Raw genomic sequence first — 13138 nt, forward strand, 5'->3', positions numbered from 1 at the left:
GTTAATGTGATCACAAGTAATTAAACTATTAAATAAATGTTAATTTAATTATTGTGAATTAACTATAATTTCATAAAGTAGCATGTTTTTAAAATAAATACATATTTTTACAAAAAAAATTACAGCAAAAAGTGTAAGAAAACGTTTTTTGTCTAAAAAGTAAACACAGTACAGGTCTGAGGAGTATTAGAAAGCAAATTTCGTTTTATCTTGATGTTTCGTATCTTTATTTAATCGCTATATGATTTTTTATATCGCAGATTGATTGTTTGTTGAATATTTCTATTATAGAAGAAATTTTTTTATTAACTGCTAAAAATGACAAACAGCGAATAAAAAGTGATTCGCTGTCACAAAAATTAACAATTAGCCATCAGAAGTTATATTTTAAGCTATAGATCACACCATCTTGTAAAAAGTTTTCTCCTAACTTTTTATAAGCATAGCGGTATTGAATGCCTGTAGTAATGGAAGCCGTGGGGTGCCACCAAATAGCGACAGCTCCATTAAAGCCATTTTTTCCGCCATTGCCATAACGTTTATTACGATCAAACTCCATCTCATGCCAATTTGTGATGCTAAATTTTTGATTTACCAGGTTAAAATCGTAACCGGCAACCCAACCAACCACATAGCCATTATTTCCTGAATAATAAGTTTGATCGACATAATGTAAAGCTATAAAAGGTTTAAACCAGATATCTGCTAATTGTGTGTTATACCCAATACCATAAAGTGTATTAACCTCATGGAAATTACCGCCATATTCTTTTCCGGGCAGTGACCAAGTACCATATACATGGCCATAAAGGTTTAATCCACTGTCAGCTAAATAAATACGGCTAGTTCCTTTGACGGTATAGCGCTGATTATCGCCGGGCTGTGTTTGTCGATTATTAAAAGGATTTTCTAAGTCAAAAAAGCCATAAAACTCACCCCATGAAAAGTGGGCTCCCCCTTCAAGTTCTAAATAAGCAAAATCATCTTTATGGGAAGTTTGGCCTGTTTTATGGGTGGTATGTGTCGTCCAGTCAAGATAATTGATACTGATATTAGCAAATCCACCGAGATAATTAGCCTGTGTAGGTAAAGTGCATGTTGTTGTAATAAACAATAAAATTGATTTTCTTATCATAATGTATAATTAGTTTTTCTGTTGTATTGTTTGTGGTGTGAATTATTCTCACTGTTTGTTTTGATACTATAATTTATAAAGTGTTTTTTTATAGTGTTTTGTATCTAAAATATGATCACATTCTAGAATATTGATCTGGGTTTTCTTTATCGGAAGTTTAGTATTGATTAGTTTGTTTTTATTATTTTGGTATGTTAATGAAAAGAATATAGAGTGAGAGAAGAAGAATAATGATGGCAATAAGTTTTAATTAACAGAAATGACGAAGGTGAGGCGAAATATCTCACGACACCATAAAAAAGGGATAGTATCATGGCAGATAACTGTTTTTTTCTTATTAATTCGGAATTTTATTGTGACCTCATTTGCTGATCTTCATGCACTTCCTGCTGAGCAACTTACTAATCTTAATGAGCTTGGCTATTTAACGATGACTCCCGTCCAAGAAGCGTCTTTACCTGCTATTCTTGCCGGGAAAGATGTTCGAGCCCAAGCAAAAACCGGAAGTGGCAAAACAGCAGCTTTTGGCTTAGGTTTATTGCAACGTATTGATGCAAAACAATTTAATACTCAATCATTAGTATTATGTCCAACACGAGAATTAGCTGACCAAGTCGCTAATGAGTTACGTCGACTGGCTCGTTTTCTGCCTAACATTAAAATTCTGACTCTGTGTGGTGGTGTGCCTTTTAGCATTCAACGGGATTCATTAATTCATGCTGCTCATATTATTGTCGCGACTCCGGGGCGTTTGTTAGATCATTTAAACAAGCAGACTGTCACACTTGCTGATGTAAAAACATTGGTACTTGATGAAGCAGATAGAATGCTGGATATGGGATTTTTTGATGATATTAGCGACATCATTTCTCAAATGTCGACACAACGTCAAACTTTGCTCTTTTCTGCAACTTGGCCGGATGAAATCGCTAAAATTAGTCGAAAAATTCAACAAGATCCTGTCACTATTGAGATTAATTCACCGGATGAATTGCCAGCGGTTGAACAACAATTTTATGAGATCTCCCGTTATGGCAAATTGGGATTATTACAAAAGCTTTTGAGTCATCATCAACCTAATTCTTGTGTGGTATTTTGTAATACCAAAAGAGATTGCCAAGATGTGTATGAAGCTTTGACCGAAAGCAACCAAAGTGTCCTTGCGTTACATGGCGATATGGAGCAAAAAGAGCGCGACCAAACATTGATCCGTTTTGCTAATGGTAGCTGTCGAGTGTTAGTCGCCACAGATGTCGCTGCGCGAGGCTTAGATATCAAAGCGCTAGAAATGGTGATTAATTATGAATTATCACACGATCCGGAAGTTCATATACATCGAATTGGACGAACAGCCAGAGCGGGAGAAAGTGGTTTAGCGATTAGTTTTTGCGCACCAGAAGAGATCCCTCGCGCCAATGCTCTGGAAGAAATGTTGAATATAAAACTGGATTGGCAATCAGCCCCTTCAGGTTTATCAATCACACCATTGGTTGCGACAATGGCAACACTATGTATTGATGGCGGTAAAAAAGCAAAAATGCGTCCAGGGGACATCCTTGGTGCATTAACTGGAGATTTAGGGTTTAGTGGAGAAGATATTGGTAAGATAAATATCCATCCAACTCATGCCTATGTAGCGGTAAAACAGTCCATTGCTAAACAGGTATGGAAAAGCCTTCAACAAGGTAAAATTAAAGGTAAATCAGTAAAAGTCAGACTGTTTAGATAATTTGTTATATCACCTATTATTTTCTGTTTGAGCATAAAGAGATAACATAGAAAAAGGACAGCCTAGGCTGTCCTTGAATAGATGATTGATTGAGGCAACTTAATTAGCTGTTTTTTTCAGTGCCAAGTAATCTAAAATAGTCCCGATAATTAAGCTAACGGCGCCAATAATGACACCATATAAGAAGAGTGTAGAAGTAAGCTCGCTTAATAATTCATTATTAATAGATTGTATAAAATCAACTGACTGAAACATCTCTAAATTTGGTAACGAATTAATAATAAGTAATATTAAGCTACACAAAAATAGTAATACGGCAAAGAGTAAACCATAAATCGCTAAACGGTATTGTTTAATAAATAATGTTCGTTGTAAAAATTCGCCAGTTTTTTGCGTATAAGTGAGTGTATTTTTAGCGATCATCAGCAAAAGAATACCGGGAACAGAGGCAACAATAGAGAAAAGATAGAACGCTTCCCAGCCATGGGATTCTACATACCAGCCTGCAACAGGACCGACATAGACTCGGCCGATAGCCGCTAAGGCGGAAAGAAGGGCAAATTGTGTTGCTGAAAAAGATTGATGGCATAGTGTCATTAGTAGAGCAACGAAAGCCGCCGTTCCCATACCACCACAAATATTTTCGAAAGCGATTACCGCTCCCATGCTATAAATATTTTGCTCAGAGATAGCTAAATACCAATAGCCGATATTTGACCCCCCTTGCAAAATACCAAAGATCATCAGCGCTTTGAATAAAGTCCAACGGCGCATTAATAAACCGCCTAATAAGGCTCCGACAATGGTTGCTGCCAATCCAAGCGTTTTATTGACTAATCCCACTTCACCTGCATCAAATCCGGCGCCACGAATAAGGAATGTGGTACTTAAGCTTAACGCAAAGGCATCTCCCATTTTGTATAGCACAATAAGTAGTAAAATTAACCATGCATTATTACGAGAGAAAAACTCATATAAAGGCTCTATAACGGCTTCATAGAGTGTACGTGGAGGTTTGACGGCGGTTTCTGGCTCCTGAGCTAATAGCGTGGCGATAATACCAATGCCCATTAAGGCAGCCATTAGCCAGTACATGTTTTGCCAGCCAATATATTTATCTGCAAGCCATAGCGCCATGCCCCCAGAAACCAGCATCGCTATTCGATAGCCCAGCACAGAGACTGCTGCACCTGTGCCTCGTTCATCGGCTTTTAAGATATCGGTTTTATAGGCATCAAAGACGATGTCTTGTGAGGCAGAACAGAAAGCGACGATGACGGCTAACGAGGCTAACCACCATAAATGATGGCTAGGGTTTAAAAAGCCCATACCCGCAATACCTAACACAAGACCGATTTGTGTTAATAACATCCATCCTCGGCGGCGGCCTAAGAATGAAGGTGTATAGCGATCCATAAACGGCGACCAGAGGAATTTAAACACGTAAGCTTGGCCAACCAATGAGAAAAAACCAATCGTTTTTAAATCGATATTTTCTACTGTCATCCATGCTTGTAAGGTTCCTGCTGTTAATGCAAGGGGTAAGCCCGAAGTGAAACCAAGTAACAGTAAAATAAAAGATTTATACCAAGTGGTCTGTTTAAAGGCGGCTTGAAGCATGCAAAATTCCTTTTAACGGCTTGTTTCTTGCTATCTTTACAAGCCGTTTTTTATTAATTAACGAGCGTTAGATTTGATGTATTGGCTGACAGAAGGATCTTTTGCCATATCACTGACAAGCTCAGATAAAACATTATTAATCGCTGCCGCTATTTTATCATTGGATGCGCCAAATGGGCCTTGTACATTGTAGCTAGTACGATAGGTTTTGGTGTTTGTACTGCCATTAGGCATGCTGACAACAACGGAAATATCTGCTTTAGCACTAATATTATGGCGTAGACTTCCTTCACTAATATCTGCGTTCAGTTTATTTATCACCACAATTACGTCAGCTGCGGCTGGAGAGCCAAAAGTATAGCCACGTGCCATCATCTGTTTTTGAACGATTTCTTGCATTAGAAAAGCTAAATCACGTGTAGGTACTAAAACCTCTAACTTACCATTACGACTCATTTCCGCTAAGTTTTTCGAAGGTCGTTTATCTTGGCTGGTGATACTAAGTGTAATTGGGCGCATAGTTGGATCTGATGGTGGTACAGACATCACTGGCTCAATCGATAATTTATTGCTTGGTGTTGCACATCCTGCTAGCAGTGTCAGCGCAAACACGGCACAAAGTAAATTTTTTATCATGATAGTGTCTCGATTAAGTAATTCTGCCGTTTTCTCAGCAGATAAGGGTGGCTATTTTGCCTATCATACCACTGCAAAAGCGTAGCTAATATCCCTTTAATGAACGAAATTATCTGATTTTTATCAATACGTTTTATTGTGATAAGAACAGATTTATAACTCACGCCATTTCTCTTGTTAAGGTGAGCATTTTACTCAAGAGAAAAAATAAGCGATTATCATAGGTAATGTTTAAGACAAGAAAGCCATTTATCTGTATTACGAAAAGTTATTTATTCACTTAACTAACAGATAACTTCTTTTTTTGATTGTTATGTTATAAGGACTGAGATGATCCGTGATGATATTGAGAATAAGCTGATTTCACGCTTTTCTCCCCATTTTTTGCAAGTCATTAACGAAAGCCATCGTCATAATGTACCTGCAGGCTCGGAGAGCCATTTTAAAGTCGTTATTGTGAGTGACTTATTTAATGATAAACGCAGTGTGTCACGTCATCGTGATGTTTATCAAACGTTATCTCATGAATTAGATAATGGCGTTCATGCTTTAGCTCTGCACACTTTTACCTTGAGCGAGTGGGATGAACAACAAGATAAAGCATTACACTCTCCAGGATGTCGTGGTGGAAGCCAACAAGATTAATAAGAAGATTGTTAATCGTGAGTAAATGATGACTAAGATGCGTATTTTTTGTTCTTTATGGGGCTAAAAAGCAGTGTTAACCTTGTTTTTATGAAAAAATTGAGGAATAAAACGGCTCTTTCTCGACTCAACCCCTCTAGATCGTTATAATGTCGCGTCTAATTTTCAGTAAGGTTTCGGGATGCTTCTGATATCAGGGATCCTCGTTTTTTTAAATGTGGCGGCCCCGGTTCTGAAAGGAGTATTAAGTCTAATACTACTTGCCGTAGATTAGCTTCCTTTAAAGTAGACCGAGCACTAAAACTTATTTTGAGGTAACAAGATGCAAGTTTCTGTTGAAACGACTCAAGGCCTAGGGCGTCGTGTCACAATCACCGTACCAGCCGCTGATATCCAAAAAGCTGTAGACAGCGAACTGAAAAAAGCTGCTAAAACTGTTCGCATTGATGGTTTCCGTAAAGGACACGTACCAATGTCTATGGTTAAACAACGTTACGGTATGTCTGTTCTGAATGATGTTCTGGGTGATCTGATGCAGCGTAATTTCATCAACGCTATCATCGAAAACAAAGTTAACCCAGTAGGTGCACCTGATTACAAACCAGAGCAATACAAAGAAGGTGAAGACTTTGTATACTCTGTAGAATTCGAAGTTTTCCCAGAAATCGAACTGAAAGATCTGGAAAGCATTGAAGTGGTAAAACCTATCGTGACAGTTAAAGACGAAGACGTTGATAACATGTTAGAAACTCTGCGTAAACAACAAGCCGAGTGGAAAGATAAAGAAGGTGAAGTTGCGGCAGAAGATCGTGTAACTGTTGATTTTAATGGTTCTATTGACGGTGAAGAATTTGAAGGCGGAAAAGCTGAAGATTTCGTACTAGCAATGGGCCAAGGCCGTATGATCCCAGGTTTTGAAGAAGGTCTTATCGGTCATAAAGCAGGTGAAGAATTCACTATCGATGTGACTTTCCCAGAAGATTACCACGCTGAAAACCTAAAAGGTAAAAAAGCACAATTTGCTATCAACCTGAAAAAAGTGGAAGAGCGTGAACTGCCAGAATTAACTGAAGAGTTCATCAAACGCTTCGGTATTGCAGATGGTTCAGTTGATGGTTTACGTGCCGAAGTACGTAAAAACATGGAACGTGAGCTGAAAAATGCGATCCGTACACGTGTTAAATCACAAGTTATCGATGGCTTAGTGAAAGCTAACGAAGTTGACGTACCTGCAGCTGCGGTAGATAGCGAAATTGAAGTTCTGCAACGTCAAGCAGCACAACGTTTCGGTGGTGATGAAAAACAAGCTCTGCAATTACCACGTGAATTGTTCGAAGAACAAGCAAAACGTCGTGTTATCGTTGGATTACTGTTAGGTGAAGTGATCAATAGTAATGAACTGAAAGCAGAAGACGAGCGTGTGAAAGCGTTGATCGACGAAATGGCTTCAGCTTATGAAGATCCATCAGAAGTTGTTGAGTTCTACAATAAGAACGAACAACTGATGAATAACATCCGTAATTTAGCATTAGAAGAGCAAGCGGTAGAAAAAATCTTAGCAACTGCTAAAGTAACGGAAAAAGAAACTAACTTCACTGAACTAATGAACGAAGTTCAGATGGGTTAATTTTTAACCGCGATATCGGTTTTAAGCAAAAACCCGTGGTAAAAACCACGGGTTTTTTTCAGTTTGTGTATATTTATCAAATTTTGTCTTGAAATTTGAGCGATTATCTCCAGATAATTCTATAGTCATTTTATCACTCCTCGCGAGGCGCCTTGAATGTCTTGTGAGAGATTGGATCATTTGCAATGGTCATGATCAATTATCTCAAGTAAAATTGTTGTCATTGGCACCAATAAGAATGCAATAGGAGACAGATATGTCATTTAACGACACCCAGGAACAATTCGCACCTAATATGGCTTTGGTGCCGATGGTTATAGAGCAGACTTCACGAGGTGAGCGCTCTTACGATATTTATTCACGTTTATTAAAAGAACGTATCATTTTCCTGACTGGCCAAGTTGAAGATCATATGGCCAATCTCATTGTTGCTCAGATGTTGTTTTTAGAAGCTGAGAACCCAGAAAAAGATATTAACCTGTACATTAATTCACCGGGTGGTGTGATCACTGCAGGTATGTCGATTTATGACACAATGCAATATATCAAAGCGGATGTTAGCACTATTTGTATGGGACAAGCTTGTTCAATGGGTGCATTTTTATTATCTGCAGGTGCAAAAGGTAAACGTATTTGTCTACCTAACTCACGTGTCATGATCCACCAACCTTTAGGTGGATACCAAGGCCAAGCGACAGATATTCAAATCCACGCTCAAGAAATTTTGAAAGTGAAATCGCGTATGAATGAGTTAATGGCTCAACATACGGGGAAATCTATTGAAGAAATAGAAAGAGATACTGAGCGTGATCGTTTCTTATCCGCTAACGAAGCGTTAGAATATGGTTTAGTTGATAAAGTTTATACACAACGCAGCTAGTCATATTCCGTTGTAATAGCTATGGAGTTAACAGGTTTTCTTTGTTATAGATTGATATAAAGAAAGCTGCTATTAATCTCTAGATAAAAAAGTCTTTCTTCCTCTTATTCGCTGATAAGAGGAATAACTAAGTGAGGTTAACTGATGACAGATAAGCGCAAAGATAGCTCTGGGAAGCTTCTGTATTGCTCTTTCTGCGGTAAAAGCCAGCATGAAGTAAAGAAATTAATCGCTGGCCCGTCGGTTTATATTTGTGATGAATGTGTCGACCTTTGTGTTGATATTATTCGTGAAGAAATAAAAGAATTAGCACCTCATCATGAACGCAGTGAATTGCCAACGCCACATGAAATCCGTAAACATCTTGATGATTATGTTATCGGTCAGGAGCTGGCGAAAAAAGTATTGGCAGTTGCCGTTTATAATCACTATAAACGTCTGCGTAATGGCGATAAAGCCGATGGTGTTGAGCTAGGGAAAAGTAATATCCTGCTGATTGGCCCGACAGGTAGTGGTAAAACATTATTAGCAGAAACGTTAGCACGTTATCTTGATGTACCTTTTACCATGGCCGATGCGACAACGCTAACAGAAGCGGGCTATGTAGGGGAAGATGTTGAAAACATCATTCAAAAACTACTACAAAAATGCGATTACGATGTGCAAAAAGCACAACGTGGTATTGTTTATATTGATGAAATTGACAAAATCACTCGTAAATCTGAAAACCCATCAATTACACGTGATGTTTCTGGCGAAGGTGTACAGCAAGCATTATTGAAATTAGTTGAAGGGACAGTAGCTTCTGTACCTCCTCAAGGCGGGCGTAAACATCCACAGCAAGAATTCTTACAAGTAGATACTTCGAAGATCCTCTTTATTTGTGGTGGTGCTTTTGCCGGACTGGATAAAGTAGTTGCGCAACGTCTAAATACCCATTCAGGTATTGGTTTTGGTGCAGAAGTGAAAAGCCAAAATGAGAAAGCGAGTGAAGGGGAGTTATTAGCGCAAGTTGAACCAGAAGATCTGATTAAATTTGGTCTGATCCCTGAATTTATTGGTCGTTTGCCTGTTGTTGCAACATTAGGTGAGCTCAATGAAGATGCGTTAATTCAAATTCTGCAAGAGCCTAAAAATGCCCTGACTAAACAGTATCAAGCATTGTTTAAATTAGAAGGTGTAGATTTAGAGTTCCGTAAAGATGCGTTAACCGCGATTGCTAAAAAAGCGATGTCGCGTAAGACAGGGGCGCGTGGTTTACGTTCCATTGTAGAAGCTGCATTACTTGATACAATGTACGATCTTCCTTCATTTGAAAATGCAGAGAAAGTGGTCATTGATGAAAATGTAATCAATGGGAAATCTGAACCGCTGATTATATATAGTCAACCTGAAAATCAGGCATCGGGTGAATAATATAGCGAAAATCAGCAATACCTCTTGTCTGATATTATCTATTTTCTCCCTTTTAGGGCAAAAAAATAGGATAACGCGTGCCAACGCAATAAAAATGAGGGAATTTTCCCTCATTTTGTTTTTTTAATAGGGAATGCTATTGAATGTCGGAAAACTGCCCTTATATATTTTGACAATCCGTAGAATTAATTTTATTTGGTGAGATGCGAATAAAATTACCTGTAAAAGCGTTAAGCTAAAAACGAAGAGAGAGCTCTATGAATCCTGAGCGTCCAGAACGTATTGAAATACCTGTATTGCCATTACGTGATGTCGTTGTATATCCACATATGGTGATCCCGTTGTTTGTTGGTCGTGAAAAATCTATTCATTGCTTAGAAGCTGCGATGAACGACAACAAACAAATTATGCTGGTTGCGCAGAAAGATGCATCTACTGACGAACCAGGTGTTAATGATCTTTTTTCTGTGGGGACAGTGGCTTCTGTTTTACAGATGCTGAAACTGCCTGACGGAACCGTAAAAGTGCTTGTTGAAGGTATTCGCCGCGCAAAAATTACCACATTATCTGATAATGGTGAGTATTTCCAAGCTAAAGCGGAATATCTAGACACGCCCGTTGTTGATGAGCGTGAACAAGAGGTACTAAATCGCACGGCGATCAATCAGTTTGAAGGTTATATCAAGCTGAATAAAAAAATTCCGCCAGAGGTATTAGCCTCATTGCATGCGATTGAAGAATCTGCGAAGTTAGCTGATACCATTGCTTCGCATATGCCTTTGAAATTAAAAGATAAGCAAGCTGTGCTTGAAATGTCTGATGTAACAGAACGCCTAGAGTATTTAATGGCGATGATGGAATCAGAAATCGATCTGCTACAAGTTGAAAAACGCATTCGTAACCGCGTTAAAAAGCAGATGGAAAAAAGCCAGCGTGAGTACTACCTCAATGAGCAGATGAAAGCGATCCAAAAAGAATTAGGTGAGATGGATGATGCACCTGATGAAATGGAGTCGTTAAAACGCAAAATTGAAGCGGCGAAAATGCCCAAAGAGGCGAGAGAAAAGACAGAAGCTGAACTTCAGAAATTAAAAATGATGTCGCCAATGTCTGCTGAGGCAACAGTAGTCCGTAGCTATATTGATTGGATGGTACAAGTTCCTTGGAATAGCCGTAGCAAAGTGAAAAAAGACTTAGTGAAAGCGCAGGAAGTACTTGATACGGATCATTATGGCTTAGAACGTGTGAAAGAGCGTATTCTTGAATATCTCGCGGTTCAGTCTCGTGTCAGCAAAATTAAAGGGCCAATCCTGTGTTTGGTAGGGCCTCCTGGGGTAGGTAAAACGTCGCTAGGTCAATCTATCGCGAAAGCGACAGGGCGTAAATATGTGCGTATGGCATTAGGTGGGGTACGTGATGAAGCTGAAATCCGTGGTCACCGTCGTACTTACATTGGGTCGATGCCTGGTAAGTTAATCCAAAAAATGGCCAAAGTTGGCGTTAAAAACCCGCTATTTTTATTAGATGAAATCGACAAGATGTCATCAGATATGCGCGGTGATCCAGCTTCAGCACTATTAGAGGTGTTAGATCCAGAACAAAATATCGCCTTTAATGACCACTATCTTGAAGTGGACTACGACTTATCCGATGTTATGTTTGTGGCGACATCTAACTCCATGAACATTCCGGCGCCATTACTCGATCGTATGGAAGTGATCCGCTTATCGGGTTATACCGAAGATGAAAAGCTCAACATTGCAAAACAGCATCTGTTACCAAAACAGATTGAACGTAATGCACTGAAAGAGAATGAGCTAACAATCCACGATAGCGCGATTATGGGCATTATTCGCTATTATACGCGTGAAGCGGGTGTACGTAGCTTAGAGCGTGAAATTTCTAAATTATGTCGTAAAGCGGTTAAACAACTGCTGATGGATAGTACTATCAAGCATATTGAAATCGATGAAAATAATCTGAAAGATTATTTAGGTGTACGTAAAGTCGATTATGGTCGTGCTGATACAGAAAATCGTATTGGTATGGTTACAGGGCTTGCTTGGACAGAAGTTGGTGGTGACCTACTGACGATTGAAACGGCAAGTGTACCGGGTAAAGGTAAACTGACCTTCACTGGCTCGTTAGGTGAAGTTATGCAAGAGTCGATTCAAGCAGCGATGACTGTGGTTCGTGCTCGAGCTGACAAACTGGGCATTAATGGCGACTTCTATGAAAAACGTGATATTCATGTACACGTACCAGAAGGCGCGACGCCAAAAGATGGTCCAAGTGCGGGTATTGCAATGTGTACCGCGTTGGTTTCCAGTTTAACGGGTAATCCAGTTCGTTCAGATGTTGCAATGACGGGAGAAATTACCTTACGTGGTCAAGTATTGCCAATCGGTGGATTAAAAGAAAAGTTACTTGCGGCACATCGTGGCGGAATTAAGACAGTTCTTATCCCTGATGAAAATAAACGTGATTTAGAAGAAATTCCTGAAAACATTGTTGCTGATCTGGATATTCACCCAGTGAAAACAATTGAGGAAGTTTTAACGTTAGCCTTAGAGAAATCGCCATTTGGCATCGAAGTAGTGACTAACAAATAACACTAAATCGTGATGTGAATCATAATATTTCACTAAAAAAAAGGCTGGATAAGCAATAAAAGCTTGCCAGTCTTTTTTTGTGTCGTTAATTTAATGGGGTTTATTAATTAATAGTCCCGTTTTATCAGTCTTGCTATATATAAAAAGGCTTGATATAACGACGTTTGCAAAATTTGCCATTAATGGTAAAAAATAACGCATAAATTATGGGGATGAAAAGCGTGAATAAAACTCAACTGATCGACAAAATTGCTGCGAATGCAGATATCACTAAAGCGGCAGCGGGTCGTGTTGTAGATGCAATGGTAGCTTCAATCACTGAATCTTTACAAAAAGGTGATGACGTTGCATTAGTGGGCTTCGGTACATTTACCGTACGTGATCGCGCAGCACGTACTGGCCGTAATCCACAAACAGGTAAAGAGATTCAAATTGCTGCGGCCAAAGTGCCTGCATTCCGTGCGGGTAAAGGTCTAAAAGACGCAGTAAATCAATAATTGAGTAAATCGTTTTTCTGCCTAATGTGTTATTGGGTTGACGTTATGGATAAACAGAAAACGAATCGATTAAGAAATAAAGCGCATCTTTAAAGGATGCGCTTTTCTTTTTTTATCACAGAAAAGGGGATTAAACCGAGTATTCTCTGGTGATAAGACGTGAAACTAAAGTAGTCATTTGATAGAATAGCGCGTTGTTCTATAACTGAAATAGACAACATAAAAGCATCTCATGGTTAGCTAAAGACTTAACTGACCAATGAGTCAATTAGAGCTGTTTATTTTGTATCTGTAAGATGTGTGTTAAGACTCAAATTTTATACGGGATTGGCTATTTCTAA

The 13138-nt window shown here is 38.9% G+C and carries 10 protein-coding genes; 7 read left to right on the forward strand and 3 right to left on the reverse strand.

Features of this window, described 5'->3' with window-relative positions; all coding sequences use genetic code 11:
• Positions 1–373: 373 nt before the first annotated feature.
• Entirely contained in the window at positions 374–1135 is a 762-nt protein-coding gene (locus AACU98_RS18175; RefSeq protein ID WP_161735298.1) for a nucleoside-specific channel-forming Tsx family protein, read from the reverse strand.
• A 355-nt stretch (positions 1136–1490) separates the two neighbouring features.
• Between AACU98_RS18175 and dbpA the strand changes: the two genes are divergently transcribed.
• Positions 1491–2864, forward strand: coding sequence for an ATP-dependent RNA helicase DbpA (gene dbpA / locus AACU98_RS18180; protein ID WP_012367479.1), 1374 nt, complete (start codon positions 1491–1493; stop codon positions 2862–2864).
• A gap of 99 nt (positions 2865–2963) precedes the next feature.
• Here the strand turns inward: dbpA and ampG are convergent, their stop codons facing one another.
• Complete coding sequence (gene ampG / locus AACU98_RS18185) at positions 2964–4484, reverse strand: muropeptide MFS transporter AmpG (protein ID WP_036894237.1); 1521 nt, start codon at positions 4482–4484, stop codon at positions 2964–2966.
• 57 nt (positions 4485–4541) lie between these two features.
• A complete protein-coding gene (locus AACU98_RS18190) occupies positions 4542–5120 on the reverse strand; it encodes a YajG family lipoprotein (protein ID WP_004245091.1) in 579 nt (192 codons plus the stop codon).
• Positions 5121–5450: 330 nt separating this feature from the next.
• Between AACU98_RS18190 and bolA the strand changes: the two genes are divergently transcribed.
• The 6 genes from bolA to hupB all read left to right on the forward strand — a co-directional run bounded on the left by bolA (position 5451) and on the right by hupB (position 12797).
• Positions 5451–5765, forward strand: a complete 315-nt coding sequence (gene bolA, locus AACU98_RS18195) for a transcriptional regulator BolA (protein ID WP_004245090.1) — start codon at positions 5451–5453, stop codon at positions 5763–5765.
• Between the two features lie 322 nt (positions 5766–6087).
• Complete coding sequence (gene tig, locus AACU98_RS18200) at positions 6088–7392, forward strand: trigger factor (protein WP_004245089.1); 1305 nt, start codon at positions 6088–6090, stop codon at positions 7390–7392.
• 256 nt (positions 7393–7648) lie between these two features.
• The gene (gene clpP / locus AACU98_RS18205) at positions 7649–8272 is read left to right on the forward strand and encodes an ATP-dependent Clp endopeptidase proteolytic subunit ClpP (protein ID WP_004245088.1); all 624 of its coding nucleotides are present in this window, start codon (positions 7649–7651) and stop codon (positions 8270–8272) included.
• 144 nt (positions 8273–8416) lie between these two features.
• Complete coding sequence (gene clpX / locus AACU98_RS18210; protein WP_004245087.1) at positions 8417–9688, forward strand: ATP-dependent protease ATP-binding subunit ClpX; 1272 nt, start codon at positions 8417–8419, stop codon at positions 9686–9688.
• Between the two features lie 257 nt (positions 9689–9945).
• The gene (gene lon, locus AACU98_RS18215) at positions 9946–12300 is read left to right on the forward strand and encodes an endopeptidase La (protein WP_004245086.1); all 2355 of its coding nucleotides are present in this window, start codon (positions 9946–9948) and stop codon (positions 12298–12300) included.
• A 221-nt stretch (positions 12301–12521) separates the two neighbouring features.
• Positions 12522–12797, forward strand: coding sequence for a nucleoid-associated protein HU-beta (gene hupB, locus AACU98_RS18220; protein ID WP_004247229.1), 276 nt, complete (start codon positions 12522–12524; stop codon positions 12795–12797).
• Positions 12798–13138 lie beyond the last annotated feature (341 nt).

This window comes from Proteus sp. G4380, assembly GCF_963885725.1.
Lineage (GTDB): Bacteria > Pseudomonadota > Gammaproteobacteria > Enterobacterales > Enterobacteriaceae > Proteus > Proteus mirabilis.